Source organism: Rhizobium indicum, from assembly GCF_005862305.2.
GTDB classification, from domain to species: domain Bacteria; phylum Pseudomonadota; class Alphaproteobacteria; order Rhizobiales; family Rhizobiaceae; genus Rhizobium; species Rhizobium indicum.
The window spans coordinates 2,672,552-2,691,820 of sequence record NZ_CP054021.1 but is presented as its reverse complement, the minus strand read 5'-3'; the positions used below and the strand labels follow the sequence as shown (position 1 = coordinate 2,691,820).

Annotated in this window: 20 protein-coding genes; 11 read left to right on the top strand and 9 right to left on the bottom strand. The window is 59.2% G+C overall.

The features are described from left to right. Positions 1–23: 23 nt before the first annotated feature. The 5 genes from mnmG to hemE form a co-directional block, all read right to left on the bottom strand. Positions 24–1,901, bottom strand: a complete 1,878-nt coding sequence (gene mnmG, locus FFM53_RS13345; protein ID WP_138389342.1) for a tRNA uridine-5-carboxymethylaminomethyl(34) synthesis enzyme MnmG — start codon at positions 1,899–1,901, stop codon at positions 24–26. Between the two features lie 72 nt (positions 1,902–1,973). Beyond that, positions 1,974–3,293 (bottom strand): tRNA uridine-5-carboxymethylaminomethyl(34) synthesis GTPase MnmE, encoded by a 1,320-nt coding sequence (gene mnmE / locus FFM53_RS13340; RefSeq protein ID WP_138389341.1) that lies wholly within the window; start codon positions 3,291–3,293, stop codon positions 1,974–1,976. Positions 3,294–3,397: 104 nt separating this feature from the next. Next, the gene (rho, locus tag FFM53_RS13335) at positions 3,398–4,663 is read right to left on the bottom strand and encodes a transcription termination factor Rho (protein ID WP_012759538.1); all 1,266 of its coding nucleotides are present in this window, start codon (positions 4,661–4,663) and stop codon (positions 3,398–3,400) included. Positions 4,664–4,860: 197 nt separating this feature from the next. Further along, on the bottom strand, positions 4,861–5,397 hold the full coding sequence (gene hemJ, locus FFM53_RS13330) for a protoporphyrinogen oxidase HemJ (RefSeq protein WP_138389340.1): 537 nt from the start codon (positions 5,395–5,397) through the stop codon (positions 4,861–4,863). A 2-nt stretch (positions 5,398–5,399) separates the two neighbouring features. Then, a complete protein-coding gene (gene hemE / locus FFM53_RS13325) occupies positions 5,400–6,431 on the bottom strand; it encodes a uroporphyrinogen decarboxylase (RefSeq protein ID WP_138389339.1) in 1,032 nt (343 codons plus the stop codon). Positions 6,432–6,832: 401 nt separating this feature from the next. Between hemE and FFM53_RS13320 the strand changes: the two genes are divergently transcribed. The 5 genes from FFM53_RS13320 to dnaQ are packed head-to-tail and all read left to right on the top strand — an operon-like array spanning position 6,833 to position 10,463. After that, complete coding sequence (locus tag FFM53_RS13320; protein WP_138389338.1) at positions 6,833–7,654, top strand: pyruvate, water dikinase regulatory protein; 822 nt, start codon at positions 6,833–6,835, stop codon at positions 7,652–7,654. A 33-nt stretch (positions 7,655–7,687) separates the two neighbouring features. Then, on the top strand, positions 7,688–8,287 hold the full coding sequence (locus tag FFM53_RS13315; RefSeq protein ID WP_138331981.1) for a Maf-like protein: 600 nt from the start codon (positions 7,688–7,690) through the stop codon (positions 8,285–8,287). Continuing rightward, the gene (locus tag FFM53_RS13310) at positions 8,280–9,137 is read left to right on the top strand and encodes a shikimate dehydrogenase (RefSeq protein WP_138389337.1); all 858 of its coding nucleotides are present in this window, start codon (positions 8,280–8,282) and stop codon (positions 9,135–9,137) included. Before FFM53_RS13315 ends, FFM53_RS13310 begins: the two co-directional genes overlap by 8 nt. Beyond that, positions 9,137–9,748, top strand: a complete 612-nt coding sequence (gene coaE, locus FFM53_RS13305) for a dephospho-CoA kinase (protein ID WP_138389336.1) — start codon at positions 9,137–9,139, stop codon at positions 9,746–9,748. Before FFM53_RS13310 ends, coaE begins: the two co-directional genes overlap by 1 nt. Then, positions 9,741–10,463: a DNA polymerase III subunit epsilon gene (dnaQ, locus tag FFM53_RS13300; RefSeq protein ID WP_138331984.1), complete on the top strand. Its 723-nt coding sequence runs from the start codon at positions 9,741–9,743 to the stop codon at positions 10,461–10,463. Before coaE ends, dnaQ begins: the two co-directional genes overlap by 8 nt. 68 nt (positions 10,464–10,531) lie before the next feature. Here the strand turns inward: dnaQ and secB are convergent, their stop codons facing one another. Beyond that, a complete protein-coding gene (secB, locus tag FFM53_RS13295) occupies positions 10,532–11,014 on the bottom strand; it encodes a protein-export chaperone SecB (protein WP_003544086.1) in 483 nt (160 codons plus the stop codon). Positions 11,015–11,115: 101 nt separating this feature from the next. Continuing rightward, a complete protein-coding gene (locus FFM53_RS13290) occupies positions 11,116–11,622 on the bottom strand; it encodes an FxsA family protein (RefSeq protein WP_138389579.1) in 507 nt (168 codons plus the stop codon). A 131-nt stretch (positions 11,623–11,753) separates the two neighbouring features. Between FFM53_RS13290 and FFM53_RS13285 the strand changes: the two genes are divergently transcribed. The 5 genes from FFM53_RS13285 to gyrB all read left to right on the top strand — a co-directional run bounded on the left by FFM53_RS13285 (position 11,754) and on the right by gyrB (position 17,080). Beyond that, positions 11,754–12,458, top strand: a complete 705-nt coding sequence (locus tag FFM53_RS13285) for a Tim44/TimA family putative adaptor protein (RefSeq protein WP_003544090.1) — start codon at positions 11,754–11,756, stop codon at positions 12,456–12,458. Beyond that, positions 12,451–13,569, top strand: coding sequence for a murein transglycosylase A (mltA, locus tag FFM53_RS13280; RefSeq protein WP_138389335.1), 1,119 nt, complete (start codon positions 12,451–12,453; stop codon positions 13,567–13,569). Before FFM53_RS13285 ends, mltA begins: the two co-directional genes overlap by 8 nt. Continuing rightward, positions 13,569–14,135, top strand: coding sequence for a Smr/MutS family protein (locus tag FFM53_RS13275; RefSeq protein WP_138331986.1), 567 nt, complete (start codon positions 13,569–13,571; stop codon positions 14,133–14,135). The genes mltA and FFM53_RS13275 overlap by 1 nt, the downstream gene beginning before the upstream one ends. Then, on the top strand, positions 14,132–14,509 hold the full coding sequence (locus FFM53_RS13270) for a helix-turn-helix domain-containing protein (RefSeq protein ID WP_018244167.1): 378 nt from the start codon (positions 14,132–14,134) through the stop codon (positions 14,507–14,509). The genes FFM53_RS13275 and FFM53_RS13270 overlap by 4 nt, the downstream gene beginning before the upstream one ends. Positions 14,510–14,644: 135 nt before the next feature. After that, entirely contained in the window at positions 14,645–17,080 is a 2,436-nt protein-coding gene (gene gyrB, locus FFM53_RS13265) for a DNA topoisomerase (ATP-hydrolyzing) subunit B (RefSeq protein ID WP_012759550.1), read from the top strand. An 86-nt stretch (positions 17,081–17,166) separates the two neighbouring features. On the opposite strand, the gene FFM53_RS13260 is transcribed toward gyrB, so the two are convergent. Both FFM53_RS13260 and FFM53_RS13255 read right to left on the bottom strand, forming a co-directional pair. Beyond that, complete coding sequence (locus tag FFM53_RS13260) at positions 17,167–17,766, bottom strand: nitroreductase family protein (protein ID WP_138389334.1); 600 nt, start codon at positions 17,764–17,766, stop codon at positions 17,167–17,169. A gap of 46 nt (positions 17,767–17,812) precedes the next feature. Beyond that, entirely contained in the window at positions 17,813–18,097 is a 285-nt protein-coding gene (locus FFM53_RS13255; protein WP_138389333.1) for a DUF2218 domain-containing protein, read from the bottom strand. Between the two features lie 171 nt (positions 18,098–18,268). Between FFM53_RS13255 and FFM53_RS13250 the strand changes: the two genes are divergently transcribed. Further along, positions 18,269–19,228 carry a glutathione S-transferase family protein gene (locus tag FFM53_RS13250; protein WP_138389332.1) on the top strand — a complete coding sequence of 320 codons (960 nt, stop codon included), beginning with the start codon at positions 18,269–18,271 and terminating at the stop codon, positions 19,226–19,228. Positions 19,229–19,269: the final 41 nt, after the last annotated feature.

The following is a 19,269-nucleotide window of genomic DNA, read 5'->3' as shown; positions in this document are numbered from 1 at the left end:
TGAAAGACTCTCAAATCTTGTAATCAAGCGCTATGGCGCTCGGCAGGGGATAGTCGACGCAAATGCACGAGCAGCAATGCGATTGCCGCCGGCGTCATCCCTTCAACGATTGCAGCCTGGGCAATATTGAAAGGGCGAGCAGCGCTGAGCTTGACCTTCAGCTCGTTCGAGAGACCGGACAGCGCGTCATAGCTGAAATCAAGCGGTATCTGCCGCTCCTCGTCGCGTTGCTGATCTTTGATCGCCGTGGCTTGTCGATCGAGGTAAACCGAATACCCAGCCTCAATTTCCAGTGCTTCCGCGACTTTCGGTCCAATCATGCCCAGCTTCTCCGGCCAAACAAGGCGGAGCGCGGCGAAATCATAATTCGGATAGGACAGTAAATCATACGCAGTTCGGCGCTGTCCATCGAGATTGATATTCAGGCCAGCGCGGCGCGCCTCATTCGGTGTAACCGCCAGCGACTGCAACAGCGCCCGACTGGTTTCGATCTCTGCTTGATAGGATGTGAGTCGCTGCACTCGTTCGCCATTGACGCATCCAAGCCGCATGGCCAGCGGCGTCAAGCGCATATCGGCGTTGTCAGCCCGCAAACTCAGTCGATACTCCGCACGCGATGTAAACATTCGATACGGTTCCGTAACGCCTCGCGAGGTGAGATCGTCGATCATGACGCCAATATAAGAATTCGTCCGACTGAAATGGAACGGTTCCGAATCGCTGCTTCGCAATGCAGCATTCAGCCCGGCTGCCAATCCCTGCGCGCCCGCCTCTTCATATCCGGTGGTACCATTGATCTGGCCGGCGAGAAACAAGCCTCTCAACCGTTTGACCTCCAGCGATGGAGTCAACTCTCTCGGATCGACATGATCATATTCGATTGCATAGCCCGGTTGCAGTATTCTTGCCGCTTCGAGGCCGGGAATGGTTTTGATGAAGTCTGCCTGGACCTCCGCCGGCAGGGAGGTAGAAATTCCGTTCGGATAGACCGTGTCATCGTCCAGTCCCTCGGGTTCGAGAAAGACCTGATGTCCATCCCGCTCTCCGAATTTCACCAGCTTGTCTTCGATCGACGGGCAATAACGAGGCCCGACGCCTTCGATCTGCCCGGAATACATTGCCGAGCGCATAATGTTGTCGACAATGATGCGGTGGGTCGCTTCGGTCGTCCTGGTGACCCCGCATTCGATTTGTGGCGTGGTAATCGTGTCGGTCATGAAGGAGAAGGGGACAAGCTCCTCGTCAGCTCCCTGTCGACCGACGGATTGCCAGTCGATCGTCTTTCCGTCCAGCCGGGCGGGTGTGCCGGTCTTCAGACGTCCCAGCCGCAGTCCCAGGCGGGCGAGAGTTGCAGACAATCCGATCGACGGCGCTTCACCGACACGCCCGGCCGGTGTCTTTTCCGACCCGATATGAATAAGACCGCGCAGAAAGGTTCCAGTGGTCAAAACCACTGCCGGCGCTTTCAGGGTTCGACCATCCTTCATGATCACGCCGGCGACGCAACCATCGACAACGTCCAGATCAAACGCATCGCCTTCGATGATATCCAGGTCCGGCGTCGCTTCGATCGCCGCCAGCATTGCCAGGCGATAAAGCTTTCGATCGGCCTGCGTCCGCGGTCCTCGGACAGCCGCGCCTTTCTTCTTGTTGAGCATCCTGAATTGAATGCCTGCAACATCGGCGACGCGACCCATCAGGCCATCCATCGCGTCGATCTCGCGAACCAGATGGCCCTTGCCCAGCCCGCCAATCGCCGGATTACAGGACATGACTCCGATCGTGTCCCGCCTATGCGTAATCAGAGCGGTTTTTGCCCCAAGGCGCGCAGCTGCGCTGGCAGCCTCCGACCCGGCATGGCCCCCGCCGATTACAATCACATCGAAGACATTATCCGTCATTCATGACTCCATATCCGGCAGGCGTTTCACGTGAAACCGTACAGCCCTTTAGCTCCAAAGGTTTCACGTGAATCATTTGCCAATACAAAATTCGGAGAAGATCACCCCGAGCAACTGTTCGACATCCACTCGTCCGGTAATTCTGCCCAAATACTCAGCCGCAATTCGCAGCTCCTCGGTCCGCAGTTCAAGATTCACATCCGTCTGCGATATGGCCGCATCAATCGCCACTAAACATTTCGCTAGCGAATCCTTATGCCGCTGCCGGCTGGGGATTGCCATAGACAGGCCAGCACAACGTCTCTCAACGATGTCGCCGATCAACCGCCGTAGTTCCGGCAGACCATCACCCGTCGCGGTCGAAATCTGCAGATCATACCGACTCGAAGCGACTTCGGTCAGATCCATCTTTGTCCCGACAGTAACATGCGGAGAGGACTGCTCCAAGTCGTCGGGAATCAGCGGTTTCGTCATGTCGACCAGCAACAGGACAAGATCAGCATCACGCAGTGCCACACGCGCGCGCCGCACACCTTCCATCTCGACTTTGTCTTCCGCCTCGCGAAGACCCGCAGTGTCATAGAGCTTGATCAGGTAACCATCAATATCGAGATCAACCTGCAGGACATCGCGGGTGGTTCCGGCAATCTCCGTCACGATTGCCACGTCTCGACGTGCCAAAGCGTTCAACAGGCTCGACTTTCCAGCATTCGGAGCGCCGGCGATGACCACCTTGAAGCCGTCTCGGATGATCTCGCCGGCCGAAGCCGCCGCCAGATGATCCCCGATATCACTGCGAAGCTTCGCCATATCGGCCCAGACCGCATCCGATACCGACCCTGGAACGTCATCCTCGTCGGGGAAATCAAGCTCCGCCTCGATCAGCGCGCGGGCACGCGTTAATCGTTCCGCCCACGAATCGTAAACTGCGGAAAGCCCGCCTGCGCTATGTTCGACCGCAAGGCGCCTCTGCATTTCGGTCTCGGCGCCGATGAGATCGGCCAACCCTTCCACCTCAACGAGATCAAGCTTGCCATTCTCGAAAGCCCGGCGGGAGAACTCGCCTTCAACCGCCATCCGAACACCCGGAATATCGCCAAGCGCGTGAAACAGCGCCGCCAGCACGGCTCTGCTGCCGTGGATCTGCAACTCGGCAACATCCTCGCCGGTAAACGAATTTGGAGCAGGAAAAAACAGCACCAGGCCGCTATCGATCGGCTGATTGTTACGAGCTCGAATCGTTCGGTAAGACGCACGCCGGGCTACCGGAACGGACCCCACGAGCTTCACCAATATGTCTTTGGTCAGCGGGCCGCTGATTCGAACGACTGAAACACCCGACGGCAGGGCACCGCTCGATAGCGCATATATGGTATCATTCAACATGGCCATAACGCCTGGTTCATCGGATGGAATCGAAATCGATTCCTCTCAAACAGAAAAGCTGGAGGCATCGTGACGATGCCTCCAGCTTTAAGGGTGAATCCGGCTAAGGATTAAGTGTTCATCGATTCGAAGAAGTCGGAATTGTTTTTCGTCTGCTTGAGCTTGTCGATCAGGAATTCGACCGCATCGGTCGTGCCCATCGGAGCAAGGATGCGGCGGAGCACGAAGATCTTCTGCAGATCCTGGCGCGGAACCAGAAGGTCCTCCTTGCGCGTACCGGATTTCAGGATGTCCATGGCCGGGAAGATGCGCTTATCGGCGACCTTGCGATCGAGGACGATTTCCGAGTTGCCCGTGCCCTTGAATTCTTCAAAGATCACTTCGTCCATGCGGCTGCCGGTATCGATCAGCGCGGTCGCGATGATCGTCAAAGAGCCGCCTTCCTCGATGTTACGCGCCGCGCCGAAGAAGCGCTTCGGCCGCTGCAGAGCGTTGGCGTCCACACCGCCGGTCAGGACCTTGCCTGACGAGGGAACGACCGTGTTGTAGGCACGGCCCAAGCGCGTGATCGAATCGAGCAGGATGACAACGTCGCGTCCGTGTTCGACAAGACGCTTGGCTTTCTCGATGACCATCTCGGCCACCTGCACGTGACGGACGGCTGGTTCGTCGAAGGTCGAGGAGATAACCTCGCCGCGAACCGAGCGCTGCATGTCGGTCACTTCTTCGGGGCGTTCATCTATCAGCAGGACGATCAGATAGCACTCCGGATGATTGGCGGTGATCGAATGCGCGATGTTCTGCAACAACACGGTTTTACCGGTACGCGGCGGCGCGACGATCAATCCACGCTGGCCCTTGCCGAGCGGCGCTACCAGGTCGATCACACGTGGCGACAGATCCTTGGTGGTCGGAATATCGAGTTCCATCTTGAAGCGCTCGTTTGGATAGAGCGGCGTCAGATTGTCGAAATGAACCTTGTGCCGGATCTGTTCCGGATCGTCGAAATTGATGGTGTTGACCTTGAGCAGCGCGAAATAGCGCTCGCCTTCCTTCGGTCCACGGATCGGGCCTTCGACGGTATCGCCGGTTTTCAGCGAGAAACGGCGGATCTGCGACGGGGAGATATAAATATCATCCGGGCCTGGTAGGTAGTTCGCATTGGGCGACCGCAGGAAGCCGAAACCGTCCTGCAGCACTTCGACGACGCCTTCGCCGATGATTTCAACATCCTGGCTGGCAAGCATCTTGAGGATCGCAAACATCAGCTCCTGCTTGCGCATCGTGCTTGCGTTCTCGACCTCGAGCGATTCGGCAAATGCCAGCAGATCCGTCGGGGATTTACTCTTAAGTTCCTGAAGCTTCATTTCAGCCATGAAGTGACCAATACTCTTTTTAATTTCAAAGGGGAAAGGCGATGTTGGGTCGTATTCGGTACCGCGAAAGGGCTCGCAGACGACTGAACTCTACACACATGCCACGTAGATGAGATGCGCGGAAAATAGCGACTCGCAATCGCTGCCGCAAGAGGGCTGCTTAAAATGAAGCAAATTTAACCTGAGGACGATTTTCCTCAGAACGGCTTCACCACGACGAGGATGACGATCAGGATCATCAGCACTGTCGGGGCCTCGTTCATGAACCGCCAATAACGCGCCGAGCGGCGATTTTCATCCCGCTCGAACGCTCCGACGGCGCGGCTGAAGAACATATGAACAGCGGTCAGCAATACGACGAGACCGATCTTGGCATGCAGCCAGCCGCCCTGGAATCCATAAACCGACCAGGCGAGATAGAGGCCGAAAATCCACGTCAACATCATCGCCGGCGTCATGATGATCCGAAGCAGCCGACGCTCCATCACCTTGAAGGTTTCCGACTGCACCGAGCCGGGCTCCGCATCGGTGTGATAGATGAACAGCCTCGGCATGTAAAACAGCCCGGCCATCCAGGAAATGACCGCGATGATGTGCAGCGCCTTGACCCAGAGGTAGAGATTATCGGGGTTCCAGGCAAAAAGCCCGACCGCCATCAGCGCAAAGAAGGCCAGCGCAAAATGAGCCCGGCGCCGGGCGTAAGCGCCAGACCTCCGATCGGTCTGCTTTTCCATCGTCACGCCCCGCCTCGCACACGATCCACCAACAGACGCACATGCTCGGGATCGGCCTGCGGTGTAATGCCGTGACCGAGATTGAAGATCAGCGGACCATTGCCGAGATGCTGCAGAATATCATCGATGCCTTCCTCCAGCGCCCGGCCGCCGGCAACGACGCGCATCGGATCGAGGTTGCCCTGAACCGGTCCGTCTTTCTGAAGTTCGGCTGCAAAGGCCAGCGGGACCGACCAATCGAGGCCGATCGCATCTGCGCCCGTCTTCTGGCGATAGGTCTTAAGCTGATAGCCGGCGCCCTTGGCAAAAGCGATGATGCGAGCATGCGGCCGTTGTGATTTGACGGAAGCAATCATCCGCGCAACCGGCCTGATCGCAAACGCCTCGAACTCCTTCTCACCGAGAACACCTGCCCAGGAATCGAAGATCTGCACGGCATCGGCGCCGGCATCGATCTGGGCGACGAGATAATCGGCCGATACGTCGGCAAGCAGCATCAGCAGATGCTCGAAGGCGCGGGGATGCTTGTAGGCGAAGAGACGGGCAGGGGCCTGATCCGGCGTGCCGTGACCGGCGATCATGTAGGTCGCAACCGTCCATGGCGCCCCGCAGAAACCGAGCAGCGTCGTCTCCGCTTGCAGTTCTTCACGCAGCCGCCGTACCGTCTCCAGAACCGGCCTGAGATAATCGACAACCTCTTCGCCGTTCAAACTGCCGATCCCGGCTTCATCGATCGGATCCATCTCCGGGCCATGGCCCTCGGTGAACCGGACATTTCGCTTCATTGCGTCTGGAATGACCAGGATATCGGAAAACAGAATGGCCGCATCAAAGCCATAGCGGCGCATCGGCTGCAATGTCACTTCGACGGCATACTCAGGCGTGTAGCAGAGATCGAGAAAACTCCCTGCCTTTGCCCGTGTCTCCCGATATTCCGGGAGATAACGTCCTGCCTGTCTCATCAGCCAGAGAGGAGGAGGGGAGAGACTCTCGCCACTCAAAACCCTCATGATCTTTCGGCGCGTATCGCTCAAGCGCTTCTTCCCTATAAAATAACAAAGATATTTTAAAAGGCTTCTATTTCTTAGAGTCGGTGACTATCAAGGATTAAAATCCATCCACCGCCGATGCCATTTGTCGCGCGGCTGCAAAACAACATCGGAAAGATTTGTCCATCTCGTCCAAATTTCGGGGAGAAGCCGAATCCAGAAATGATTCCAAATCCTTCCGGATCGACAATTTTTCTCATAGCTGTGGACAGGCTGTGGACGAGCTTTCAAGAAGCCCAGCCCTTCCCCATCGTCCACAGGGCCAACCGAAACCGTTCGGCAAAATCCGAAATGTGGATAAGGAGGCATGTTTTCCCTTGCCGGAGACTGCCTCGCCGCCGTAGCTCTGTTTCATCCAGTGTTTTCAACAGGCAGCGGAAAATAGCGTGGAGAACAGAACGAACTTCTTTCATCTGCATCTGATTTCTGACTCAACGGGAGAGACTCTGATCTCCGCCGGGCGCGCCGCGTCGGCGCAGTTCAGATCGGCGCAGCCGATCGAACATGTCTATCCACTGATCCGCAATCGCAAACAGCTGCTGCCGGTTCTGCAGGCGATCGATGACGCCCCCGGCATCGTGCTCTACACCATTGTCGACCGGGAGCTTGCGAGCCTGATCGATGAGCGCTGCATCGAGATGGGTGTCGCTTCGGTGAATGTGCTGGAGCCGGTGATGAATGCCTTCCAGATCTATCTCGGCGCCCCGTCGCGCCGTCGGGTCGGAGCTCAGCATGTGATGAATGCCGGCTACTTCGCGCGCATCGAAGCGCTGAATTTCACCATGGATCACGATGACGGCCAGATGCCCGACGATTACAACGATGCCGATGTGGTGATCATCGGCATCAGCCGGACGTCGAAAACACCGACCAGCATCTATCTTGCCAACCGAGGCATCAAAACGGCGAACATTCCGATCGTCTATGGCGTGCCATTGCCCGAGAGCCTCTTCGTCGCGAGCAGACCGCTGATCGTCTGCCTGATCGCCACCACCGACCGTATTTCCCAGGTGCGGGAAAACCGGGTGCTCGGGGTGACGCAGGGTTTCGATCGCGAACACTACACCGATCGCGCCGCGATTTCCGAGGAACTGAAATATGCCCGCTCGCTTTGCGCCCGTCATAACTGGCCGCTGATCGACGTCACCCGCCGCTCAATCGAGGAAACAGCCGCAGCAATCGTTGCCCTGCGGCCGAAGCTGCGCTAAGCGCTGACGAAAAGCCGGCACGCCGAGGAACCCATGACACCGAAACTCATCCTTGCATCGTCGAGCCCGTTTCGCCGGATGCTGATGGAAAATGCCGGTCTGTCCTTCGAGGCGCATGCCGCAAGGATCGATGAACGGGCCGTCGAAGCGCCGTTGGAAAAAGCCGGTGCTAAGCCTGATGCCGTGGCCCTCGTCCTGGCCAGGGCCAAGGCGGAGGAGGTCAGCAGCCGCTTTCCGGATTGCCTGATCATCGGTTCGGATCAGACAATGTCGCTCGGCGACAGCGTCTTCCATAAACCGAAGGACCTGGCTGACGCGGCTAGCCACCTTCAAGCTCTTTCCGGCGTAACCCACAGATTGAACAGCGCCGTCGCGATCGTCAGCGACGGCGTGGTCTTGTGGGAACATCTCGCCCATGCGGAATTGACGATGCGGCCACTGACGGTGGAGTTCATCGCCAGGCATCTGGCGCGGGTTGGCGAACGGGCGCTTTCCAGCGTCGGCGCCTATCAATTGGAGGGGGAGGGCATCCAGCTCTTCGAAAAGATCGAAGGTGATTATTTCACCATTCTCGGCCTGCCGATGCTGCCGCTCTTAAAAAAATTGCGAGAACTCGGAGCGATCGATGGGTGATTCACGTGAAACATTCGGGCCGAAGGCGTTTGTCACGGGCTTTCCCATCAAGCATTCGCGCTCGCCACTGATCCACGGATATTGGCTGAAGACGCTCGGTCTGCCGGGCAGCTACCGCGCTCATGAAGTGGCACCCGAGGCCTTTGCCGATTTCATTCACTCGTTGAAGGACGGCAGTTCCGGCTTTATCGGAGGCAATGTCACCATTCCTCACAAGGAATTGGCGTTCCGGCTCGCCGACAAGCCGGACGCGCTATCGCGCGAACTCGGCGCCTCGAACACGCTCTGGCGGGAGGATGGCGCCCTGCATGCGACGAATACCGACGGTCGTGGCTTCATCGCCAATCTCGACGAACGCCATCCCGGCTGGGACCGGCATGGCACGGCCGTCGTCTTTGGCGCCGGCGGCGCCAGCCGCGCGATCATCCAGGCGGTCCGTGATCGTGGTTTCAAGGAGATTCACGTCGTCAACCGCACCGTCGAACGCGCGCGTGAACTCGCGGATCGTTTTGGCCCGCGTGTCCAGGCCCATCCGGCCGGAGCGCTTGCCGAAGTGATGAAAGGGGCCGGCCTCTTCATCAATACCACCTCGCTCGGCATGGACGGCGAGCAGGCGCCGCAACTCGATTTCTCGCCTCTGGCAGCCGATGCCGTCGTCACCGATATCGTCTATGTGCCCTTGAAGACGCCGATCCTGACGCAGGCGGAAGAGCAAGGGTTTCCCATCGTCGATGGTCTCGGCATGCTCTTGCACCAGGCCGTACCCGGCTTCGAAAAATGGTTCGGCCAGCGTCCCATCGTCGACGCGGCGCTGCGTGCGCTCATCATCGCGGATATGGAAGCACACTGATGCTGAAGATCGGTCTCACCGGCTCCATCGGAATGGGAAAATCGACAGCGGCAAAGCTCTTCGCCGATGCCGGAATCCCGGTCAATGATTCGGATGCCGTGGTCCACGATCTCTATGCCGGCGAGGCTGCACCCCTGGTGAATGCCGCCTTCCCCGGCACGATGAAGGATGGAGCCGTCGACCGACGTGAACTCGGCCGCCTGCTCGCTCTTGATCCCGACGGCTTCAAACGCCTGGAAGCGATCGTCCATCCGCTGGTTCGCAAACGTGAGACGGAATTTCTGAAGCGACAACGCGCCGCCGGCGCCGACATGGTATTGCTCGATATTCCATTACTTTTCGAAACCGGCGCCGAGGCAAGAGTGGATGTCATCGTCGTCGTCAGCACTGATCCACAGATTCAGCGCCAAAGGGTGCTTGCGCGCGAAGGCATGACCGAGGAAAAATTCGACATGATTCTCTCACGCCAGACGCCGGACACGGAAAAGCGGCGCCGGGCCGATTATCTGATCGACACCAGTCACAGTATCGCGACGACGAGGGAACGGGTGTTCGAGATCGTCGCCGAACTGAAAACGCGGATTGCCAAGGGAGATTTCCGGAATGCGTGAGATCATCTTCGATACGGAAACAACCGGCCTCGACAACCGCGCCGACCGCATCATCGAAATCGGCGGCATCGAGCTCTTCAATCATTTCCCCACCGGCAACACGATCCATATCTTCATCAATCCTGGAGATCAGAAGGTTCATCCGGATGCGCTCGCCGTGCACGGCATCACCGATGAATTCCTGAAGGACAAGCAGCCTTTCGCCGAGGTTGCCGAACAAATCCTCACCTTCTTCGGCGATGCGAAGTGGATTGCCCATAACGCCACCTTCGATATGGGCTTCATCAACGCTGAGTTCGCGCGGATCGGTTTACCGCCAATCCTGCCGGAACGGGTGCTCGACACGCTGTCGATGGCGCGGCGCAAACATCCGATGGGGCCGAATTCGCTCGATGCGCTTTGCCGGCGCTACGGCATCGATAATTCGCACCGCACCAAACACGGCGCGCTGCTCGACTCCGAACTGCTTGCCGAAGTTTATATCGAGATGATCGGCGGCAGGCAGGCGGCCTTTGGCCTGAGCATATCAGGAACGTCGGGCCAGGCTCGCCACGGCGAAACGGCAATGGAAGACGATGTGGTGGTTGCCGCAGTGCTTGAGCGGCCCCGCCCACTCGCCCCGCGCATCAGCCTATCCGAGGAGCAGGCGCATGAGGCGCTCGTCGCCAAGCTCGGTGAAAAAAGCGTCTGGGCGAAATACGCCAATCTCGATTAAACCGGTCCTCAATTGAAAATGCCCGGGACCAGGCCCGGGCATCCGCATTTCAGACAAGAAGGATCGGGTCAGTTCGGAACGGCCTGAACCTTGGCGCGGGCCTGTTCTTCGGCAACGCGCTGAGCGAACATCTGCGTGAAATCGATCGGGTCGATCATCAGCGGCGGGAAACCGCCGTTGCGGGTGACGTCGGCGATGATCTGACGGGCGAAGGGGAAAAGCATGCGCGGGCACTCGATGAAGAGCACCGGCAGCATGTGTTCCTGCGGGAAACCGGCAACGCGGAAAACGCCGCCATAGGTGAGTTCGGCATGGAAAACCGTCTTGTCGCCGTCCTTGGCTTCGGCATTCAGCGACAGCACGACATCGAAATCCGTATCGGAAAGCGGGTTGGCGTTGACGTTCACATTGATGTTGATCGTCGGCGCCTTGTCGCGGGCCTGCAGCGAACGCGGCGCACCCGGATTTTCGAAGGACAGATCCTTGGTATATTGCGCAAGGATCGAAAGGGTGGGGTTGGCCGCACCGTTGCTGTTGTTATCGTCTGCCATTGGCTTTTCCTCGAGGGGCATGGGAATGGTGCCGCCATCTAACATTTCAGGCAAGGGCTTACAACCCTGGGCGCTTGGCTCGGTTGATCAGCCGCAGTGCCTCAATCGCCAAGATGCTTGCCGGACCACGGCGAGCTGCGATCCGGCTCTCTATGATAGTCCTCCTCGTCGAGATCGACCACCTTCGAGTTCGGCTTGCGGTCGCGGAAATCGGGTTGCGGGCTGGCAGAAGAGCCGCCCTTGGCATTGACGACGACGAAGCGTTTGGCGATCGCCCGCCAGACGAGATCGCGCACCGGCGGAATGAGAATGAGGATCGCGATGATATCCGTGAGGAAGCCGGGAATGATCAGGAGCAGCGAGGCGATAACGTTCATCGCCGGCCGCAGCAGGTCGCGGCCCGGCATCACCCCATTTCGTCCTTCGCTCGACATGCGGCGCAAAATACCGATGCCCTGCCGGCGCAGCAGAACCACGCCGAGAACGAAACCCAGCATGACGAGAACAAGCGTCAGCCACAATCCGATAGCCTGGCCGACGACGACGAAACCGGCAATTTCGGCGAACGGCAGCAGCAGAATGGAGGCTGGCAGGATCGAAAAACGCATGTCGGTCATGTCCCGGGCTCGCCGGTCTCCTCTTGGCGCTGGCGAAGATGCCAGCGATCATTTGAATCATCTGTATAGGCAGACTATATGGGAGTACAAATCAGAGATGTTAACGGCGGCTGCGATACGATATGAGTTCGAACGACTTCATCACATTATTTTTCCTGGTAGCGGCTGTGCTGATTTTCTTTCAGCTCCGCTCCGTGCTCGGGCGCCGTACAGGAAATGAGAAGCCGCCGCGCGATCTCTATACGCCGCGGGATGCGGCTCCGGCCGAGGCCGCCGATGCTGGCAAGGTCGTGACGCTGCCGCGGCGCGATGCGACGACGGAGGATGAGGATCGCTTCGCCGCCATCGATGCTTTCGCGGCGCCCGGAACGCCGCTCAACGAATCGCTGCGTGCGCTGAACAAGGCCGATCCTGCCTTCAGCCCGAAGGAGTTTCTGAACGGCGCCCGCATGGCGTACGAGATGATCGTCATGGCCTATGCCGATGGCGACCGGAAAACGCTGAAAAACTTGCTGTCCCGCGAAGTCTATGACGGCTTCGACGCGGCGATCGGCGAGCGTGAAGCCCGGGGCGAGAAGGTGAAGTCCACTTTCGTCGGCATCGACAAGGCTGAGATCACCCATGCGGAGACCAAGGGCAGCGAAGCACAGATCACCGTGCGCATTGCCAGCCAGCTGATATCGGCGACCTACGACAAGGCCGACGTTCTGATCGAGGGCGACGCTGAAAACGTCGCCGAGGTCAACGACGTCTGGACCTTCGCCCGCGACACCCGCTCGCGCGATCCGAACTGGAAACTTGTGGCGACCGAATCGGAACATGAGTGACCACGCATCGGACTTCGTCCTGCAGGCCATAAGCTTCGACACTCTGGAAGGCTGGAAGGATGATGATCCCTCCAGCCTTTTTGAAGTTATGCGAAGCTGCCGGCGGCAAATCACCGATGTCAAACCGTACCGCACCGGATCGCTGGGTCTGAGCTCCGAAGATCTGCTTCCGCTTCTCGCCGCCGCCGAAGATTTCACGCCGTCATCTCCGGAATCGGCGCGCGCCTTTTTCGAGACGCGCTGTCGGCCCTTTCTGATTCGCCGCAAGGACGGCAATGCCGGCTTCGTCACCGCCTTCTACGAACCCGATATCGACGTGGCGGAGCGGCCGGACGAAATTTTCCGTTTTCCTTTCTACCGGCGTCCGGACGATCTGATCGATCTCGACGACGCCAATCGCCCCGCCGGGCTCGACAAGGCCTATGTTTTCGGCCGTCTGCAGGAGGACTGCGTCACTGCCTATCCGGACCGCCGCGCCATCGATCAGGGGTTTCTCGAGGGCCGCGGGCTCGAAATCGCCTGGGCGAAGTCGAAGGTCGATGTCTTCTTCGTGCATGTGCAGGGTGCTGCCCGCCTGCGTTATGAGGATGGTCGTATCGGCCGCATCACCTACGCGGCGAAAGCCGGCCACGCTTTCTCGGCGATCGGCAAGCTACTGATCGAGCGCGGCGAGATCAATCGGGCGGAGATTTCGATGCAGGCGATCCGTGCCTGGCTGGTGCGCAATCCTGAGCGCGTCGACGAAGTGTTATGGCATAACCGCTCTTATACTTTCTTCCGTGATGCACCGGTTGCCGATCCGCAGGCAGGTCCGATCGCGGCCGCCAAGGTGCCGCTTCTCGCCGGGCGCGCGCTTGCGGTCGACCGGATGATCCATACCTTCGGCTTTCCCTTTTTCATTCGCGCCGAAAGCCTCATCCATCTCGACCAGGGCCGGCCGTTCCGCAGGCTGATGCTGGCGCTCGATACCGGTTCGGCGATTATCGGGCCGGCGCGGGGTGATATCTTCACCGGCTCGGGGGACATGGCCGGGGAAAGTGCCGGCACGGTCCGCAACGACGCCGATTTCGCCATCCTCATTCCCAATACCGCCGCCGGAAGATTCGACTGATGGCCAGGGATCGCAAGCTGAGTGCGGATGAGAGGATCCTCTGGGGCAAGGTTGCCCGCAGCACGCGGCCGATGCCCGGCAAGGCGGGGGCGTTGACCGAACTTGATGCCTTTCTTGCCGAAGCCGAAGCGGCGGCCGAACGGGAGCAGGAAAAGCAGACGCCCGCCACACCCACGCCGCTGCAGCCGACAGCACCATCAATGGCAAAGCCATCGGCCGGGGTGCATCATCCGCTGGAAAAGCCGGTCAAGCGTAAGATCGCCAAGGGCCGGCTGGCGCTCGAAGCGCGGATCGACCTGCACGGGATGGTGCAGAGCGAGGCCCATGCCATCCTTCTCGATTTCCTGATCCGCGCCCATGAGCGCGGCATGCGCCATGTGCTTGTGATCACGGGCAAGGGCAGCTCCATGGGCAGCGAGGGCGCGCTGAAGCGGGCCGTGCCTCTCTGGTTCTCGAAGCCGGAATTCCGCTACCTGATCTCCTCCTATGAGTCGGCCGCACAACATCATGGCGGTGAGGGCGCGCTCTACATTCGCCTGTCGCGGCGGCATGGGGAAAGGCCATGACACCCTTCGGAGAGGCGGTTCGCAGGTTGCGGGCGCGCAAGGGCGTCTCGCAGAAGGAGATGGCGGAAGCACTGAATGTCTCTCCTGCCTATCTCTCGGCGCTCGAACATGGAAAGCGTGGTTTGCCGACATTCGATCTGCTACAGCGCATCGCGGGCTATTTCAACATCATCTGGGATGAGGCCGAGGAACTGTTCCTGCTCGCCCGCTCGTCCGACCCGCGCGTCGTGATCGATACCTCCGGCTTGCCTCCCGAATATACCGAATTTGCCAACCGGCTGGCCCGGCAGATTCGCAACCTTGACAGTGCGGAGATAGGCCGGCTATCGGCTCTTCTCGAAAATGGCGGCAAAGGCGACGGAAAAGCGTCATAATCCCCTGTTTTATGCCTTGTTTTAGGGGCTTGCCATTGGGAAGTGGGTTCAAAAAACCTATATACAAGAGTGAAGAAAGCCGGTGATTCGCAAGGCGCGCCGCAGCTTTACGACAACAGGGAAAATCTCGACAGAATGAGCGATACATCCGCGACGGAAAACGGCGTAAGCACCGAATATGGCGCAGATTCCATCAAGGTTCTGAAGGGCCTCGATGCCGTGCGCAAACGCCCCGGCATGTATATCGGCGATACCGACGACGGCTCCGGCCTGCATCACATGGTCTATGAAGTCGTCGACAACGCGATCGACGAAGCGCTTGCCGGCCATGCCGACATCGTCACTGTCACTCTCAATCCGGATGGCTCGGTGACCGTCACCGACAATGGTCGCGGCATCCCGACGGACATCCACACCGGCGAAGGCGTGTCGGCTGCCGAAGTCATCATGACGCAGCTTCATGCCGGCGGTAAGTTCGACCAGAATTCCTACAAAGTTTCCGGCGGCCTGCACGGCGTCGGCGTCTCCGTCGTCAACGCGCTGTCCGTCTGGCTGAAGCTGAAGATCCGCCGTCACGACAAGATCCATGAAATGAGCTTCACCCATGGCGTGGCCGATGCTCCGCTGAAGGTTACGGGCGACGCGCCGAATGAGACCGGCACGGAAGTGAGCTTCATGCCGAGCACCGGCACCTTCACCATGACGGAGTTCGACTACGGCACGCTGGAGCATCGCCTTCGCGAGCTCGCCTTCCTGAATTCAGGCGTCCGCATCCTGCTGACCGACAAGCGCCATTCCGATATCAAGCAGGAAGAACTGCGTTATGACGGCGGCCTCGAGGCTTTCGTCGCCTATCTGGACCGCGCTAAGAAGTCGCTCGTCGACAAGCCGGTTGCCATCCACGGCGAAAAGGACGGCATCACCGTCGAAGTCGCGATGTGGTGGAACGACAGCTATCATGAGAACGTGCTCTGCTTCACCAACAACATCCCTCAACGCGACGGCGGCACGCATATGGCCGGCTTCCGCGCGGCGCTGACGCGCCAGGTCGTTTCCTATGCCGACAGTTCCGGCATCACCAAAAGGGAAAAGGTAACGCTGCAGGGCGAAGATTGCCGCGAAGGCCTGACTGCGGTTCTGTCGGTCAAAGTGCCGGATCCGAAATTCTCCTCGCAGACCAAAGATAAGCTCGTTTCCTCGGAAGTCCGTCCTGTTGTCGAAAGTCTCGTCAACGAGGCGCTGAGCACCTGGTTCGAAGAACATCCGAGCGAAGCCAAAATCCTCGTCGGCAAGGTCGTCGAGGCCGCCGCCGCACGCGAAGCGGCGCGCAAGGCCCGCGAGTTGACCCGCCGCAAGGGCGCACTCGATATCGCTTCGCTGCCGGGCAAGCTTGCTGACTGCTCCGAGCGTGATCCCACAAAATCCGAAGTCTTCCTCGTCGAAGGCGATTCTGCCGGCGGCTCGGCCAAGCAGGGCCGCTCGCGCGAGAATCAGGCGATCCTGCCGCTGCGCGGCAAGATCCTGAACGTCGAACGCGCCCGTTTCGACAAGATGCTGTCGAGCCAGGAAATCGGCACATTGATCACCGCGCTCGGTACCGGCATCGGCAAGGACGAGTTCAATGTCGAAAAGCTGCGCTACCACAAGATCATCATCATGACCGACGCCGATGTCGACGGCGCCCATATCCGCACCCTGCTGCTCACCTTCTTCTTCCGCCAGATGCCGCAACTGATCGAGCGCGGTCATCTCTATATCGCTCAGCCGCCGCTCTATAAGGTCTCGCGCGGCAAGTCGGTGCAGTATCTGAAGGATGAGAAGGCGCTCGAAGAATATCTCATCAGCCAGGGCCTGGAAGATGCTTCGCTGAGGCTCGGCAGCGGCGAGGTTCGCGCCGGCCAGGATCTGCGCGAGGTCATCCTCGATGCTCTGCGTATGCGCGCGCTGCTCGACAATCTCCATTCGCGCTACAATCGTTCCGCCGTCGAACAAGCGGCGATTGCCGGCGCCCTCAACGCCGAGCTCGCCAGCGACCCGGCCAGAGCGCTGGCGCTGGCAAACGAAGTGGCCGGGCGCCTCGACATCATCGCCGAGGAAACCGAGCGCGGCTGGCGGGGCGATGTGACAACCGATGGCGGTCTGCGCCTCGAGCGCATGGTCCGCGGCGTCAGGGAACTCGTCGTGCTCGATATGGCGCTGATCGGTTCCTCGGATGCCCGTCACATCGACCAGCTGACGGCGCGCCTCAAGGAAATCTATCAGACGCCGCCGTCGCTGCATCGCCGTGAAGGCGACATCGAAATCTCCGGCCCGCGCGCCCTGCTCGACGCGATCTTCGCAAGCGGCCGCAAGGGCCTGACCATGCAGCGCTACAAGGGTCTTGGCGAGATGAATGCCGAACAGCTCTGGGAAACGACGCTCGATCCGAACGTTCGCTCGCTGCTGCAGGTCAGGGTCAACGACGCCACCGACGCCGATGGTCTCTTCGCCCGCCTGATGGGTGACGAAGTCGAGCCGCGGCGCGAATTCATCCAGGAGAATGCGCTGAGCGTTGCAAACCTCGATATCTAATTGATATTTCAAAAATAAATGGCCCCGCTATCTTTAGGATGGCGGGGCTTTCGTTTGCCCGATATCTGCTTGGCCTTTGGCTTCGCTCAATTCGCGACGAAGCGCCCGTTGAAGGCGACCTCGGAGAGCGGCTTGCGCTGGCTGGGGAGTTCGCGGGCCTGATTGCGTTCGGAAAGAACGCTCTTGTCGGCCAGCCGGCCGACGGCGACGCCTGCTTCAACCCGGTAGCCCTCGGGAATGGCGAAAGCCTGCCTGATCTCCTCATGCTTGATGCCGCCCATGCCATGGGCGTAAAGGCCGGAGAGGCGCGCCTGGATCGCCAGATGCCCCCATGCCGCACCGGCATCGAAGGAATGGGTGTAGCTCGGCTTTTCCTCAGCCGAGCCGGCAGCCCCGGTGAAGGTGCGCGACACGACGAAGATCAACACCGATGCATGCCTGGCCCATTCCTGGTTGGAATCGTCGAGCAAAGCGACGAATTTCTCCCAATGCTCCGAACCCTTGAGGCCATAGATGAAGCGCCAGGGCTGGTGGTTGGCCGAGGACGGCGCCCAATGGGCGGCGTCGAGCAAACCGAGCAGCTGCGCTTCCTCGATGATTTCGCCGGTGAAGGCGCGCGGCGACCAGCGATCGAGAAACATCGAATCGATGGGATATTCCGATTCGCGACTATTGCTCTTCGTCATGCTTGTTCCATGGTTGGGGGGAGAAAATTTGGATCGGGGGCTGGGCTTAGTCCGTCCAGACGATGTCGAGTTCTTCGCGGAAGGCGAAGCGCTTCAGATGATCGTCGATGACGTGCTGCATCGTTTCCTGTTGCGAGGGATCGGCGACGGAAAGTGCCATGGTCAGCGCCGCATCGTCGGCCGCAAACGTTACCTCGGCCGTATCGCTGAACGGCACCCGGCCCTTCAGAGGATCAAAATCGACGCTGAACTTGTGGCTCCAGTGTTTGCAGAGCTGCTGCAGGTAGCGGCTTGCATGTTCGGTCCGCACGACGGCCTTCGAGAGATGCATTTCGAACTCCACGTCATTTTGTATAGCAGAGACATATTTCCTGCTTCACCGGCTTGGCAAGCGCAGCATCGTCGCAGTTTGGGTGTACAGACTGTCTCCATAAAAGCGGCCTCACGCCGGCGTCGAAGCAGGATAATAAACCGTTTAGTCAATCGTTCGGGGGAGTTGCGCATGCTGGTGAACGGAAAATGGACCGAAGACTGGCAGCCCGTTCAGGCAAAGGACGAAAAGGGCGGCTTCGTCCGCCAGACCTCAAGTTTCCGCAATTGGGTGACCCCGGATGGCAGTGCCGGACCGACTGGCGAGGGCGGCTTTGCAGCCAGCGCCGGCCGTTACCATCTCTATGTCGCCTATATCTGCCCCTGGGCCTCACGTACCCTGATCGGCCGCAAGCTCAAGGGCCTGGAAGACGTCATCTCCGTCTCGGTCGTTGAACCGCTGCTGGGCAAGCAGGGCTGGCGCTTCGGCGATTATCCCGGCGCGACAAAGGATCATATCAACGGCGTAACCTATATGCATGAAATCTATACCGGGGCAGCACCCGATTTCACCGGCCGGGCGACCGTGCCGGTTCTCTGGGACAAGCAGAGAAAGACCATCGTCAACAATGAATCCGCCGATATCCTGCGTATGCTGAACGGCGGCTTCGGTGGTCTGGCAAAAAATCCGATCGATCTTTACCCGGCAGAGAGACGCACCGAGATCGATGCTTTCAACGATCGCATCTATCCTGATCTCAACAACGGCGTGTACCGCGCCGGTTTCGCCACCACGCAGATCGCCTATGAAGAGGCCTTTGCCGATGTTTTTTCTTGCCTCAACTGGGTCGAGCAGCAATTCGAGGGCCGGTCTTTTCTGTTCGCCGATCATCCGACCGAGAGCGATATCCGGCTCTTCGTAACGCTGGTGCGCTTCGACGTCGCCTATCACGGCATCTTCAAATGCAATCTGCGCCGGCTTTCCGACTATGCCAAGCTGCGCGCCTTCTGCCGCCGCATGCTGGATTGGCCGGGCATCAGTGAAACGGTGAACCTCGATCACATCAAGCGCGGTTACTATTCGATCGAAAGCCTAAATCCGACGAAGATCGTTCCCGCCGGCCCTGATTTGGCGGAAATTTTTAGAGCATGATGCCGAAAGATACGGTCGGTTTTCAGCAGAAAATCATCCGA

Coding starts and splice junctions, on each gene's coding strand:
- hemJ (WP_138389340.1), bottom strand. CDS start 5,397: ATGGAAAAGCAGACCGATCGGAGGTCTGGCGCTTACGCCCGGCGCCGG.
- FFM53_RS13255 (WP_138389333.1), bottom strand. CDS start 18,097: ATGCATCTCTCGAAGGCCGTCGTGCGGACCGAACATGCAAGCCGCTAC.
- FFM53_RS13310 (WP_138389337.1), top strand. CDS start 8,280: ATGGGTGATTCACGTGAAACATTCGGGCCGAAGGCGTTTGTCACGGGC.
- FFM53_RS13275 (WP_138331986.1), top strand. CDS start 13,569: ATGGCCAGGGATCGCAAGCTGAGTGCGGATGAGAGGATCCTCTGGGGC.
- FFM53_RS13315 (WP_138331981.1), top strand. CDS start 7,688: ATGACACCGAAACTCATCCTTGCATCGTCGAGCCCGTTTCGCCGGATG.
- FFM53_RS13250 (WP_138389332.1), top strand. CDS start 18,269: ATGCTGGTGAACGGAAAATGGACCGAAGACTGGCAGCCCGTTCAGGCA.
- secB (WP_003544086.1), bottom strand. CDS start 11,014: ATGGCAGACGATAACAACAGCAACGGTGCGGCCAACCCCACCCTTTCG.
- gyrB (WP_012759550.1), top strand. CDS start 14,645: ATGAGCGATACATCCGCGACGGAAAACGGCGTAAGCACCGAATATGGC.
- FFM53_RS13290 (WP_138389579.1), bottom strand. CDS start 11,622: ATGCGTTTTTCGATCCTGCCAGCCTCCATTCTGCTGCTGCCGTTCGCC.
- dnaQ (WP_138331984.1), top strand. CDS start 9,741: ATGCGTGAGATCATCTTCGATACGGAAACAACCGGCCTCGACAACCGC.
- coaE (WP_138389336.1), top strand. CDS start 9,137: ATGCTGAAGATCGGTCTCACCGGCTCCATCGGAATGGGAAAATCGACA.
- FFM53_RS13260 (WP_138389334.1), bottom strand. CDS start 17,766: ATGACGAAGAGCAATAGTCGCGAATCGGAATATCCCATCGATTCGATG.
- mltA (WP_138389335.1), top strand. CDS start 12,451: ATGAGTGACCACGCATCGGACTTCGTCCTGCAGGCCATAAGCTTCGAC.
- FFM53_RS13285 (WP_003544090.1), top strand. CDS start 11,754: ATGAGTTCGAACGACTTCATCACATTATTTTTCCTGGTAGCGGCTGTG.
- mnmE (WP_138389341.1), bottom strand. CDS start 3,293: ATGGCCATGTTGAATGATACCATATATGCGCTATCGAGCGGTGCCCTG.
- rho (WP_012759538.1), bottom strand. CDS start 4,663: ATGGCTGAAATGAAGCTTCAGGAACTTAAGAGTAAATCCCCGACGGAT.
- FFM53_RS13270 (WP_018244167.1), top strand. CDS start 14,132: ATGACACCCTTCGGAGAGGCGGTTCGCAGGTTGCGGGCGCGCAAGGGC.
- mnmG (WP_138389342.1), bottom strand. CDS start 1,901: ATGACGGATAATGTCTTCGATGTGATTGTAATCGGCGGGGGCCATGCC.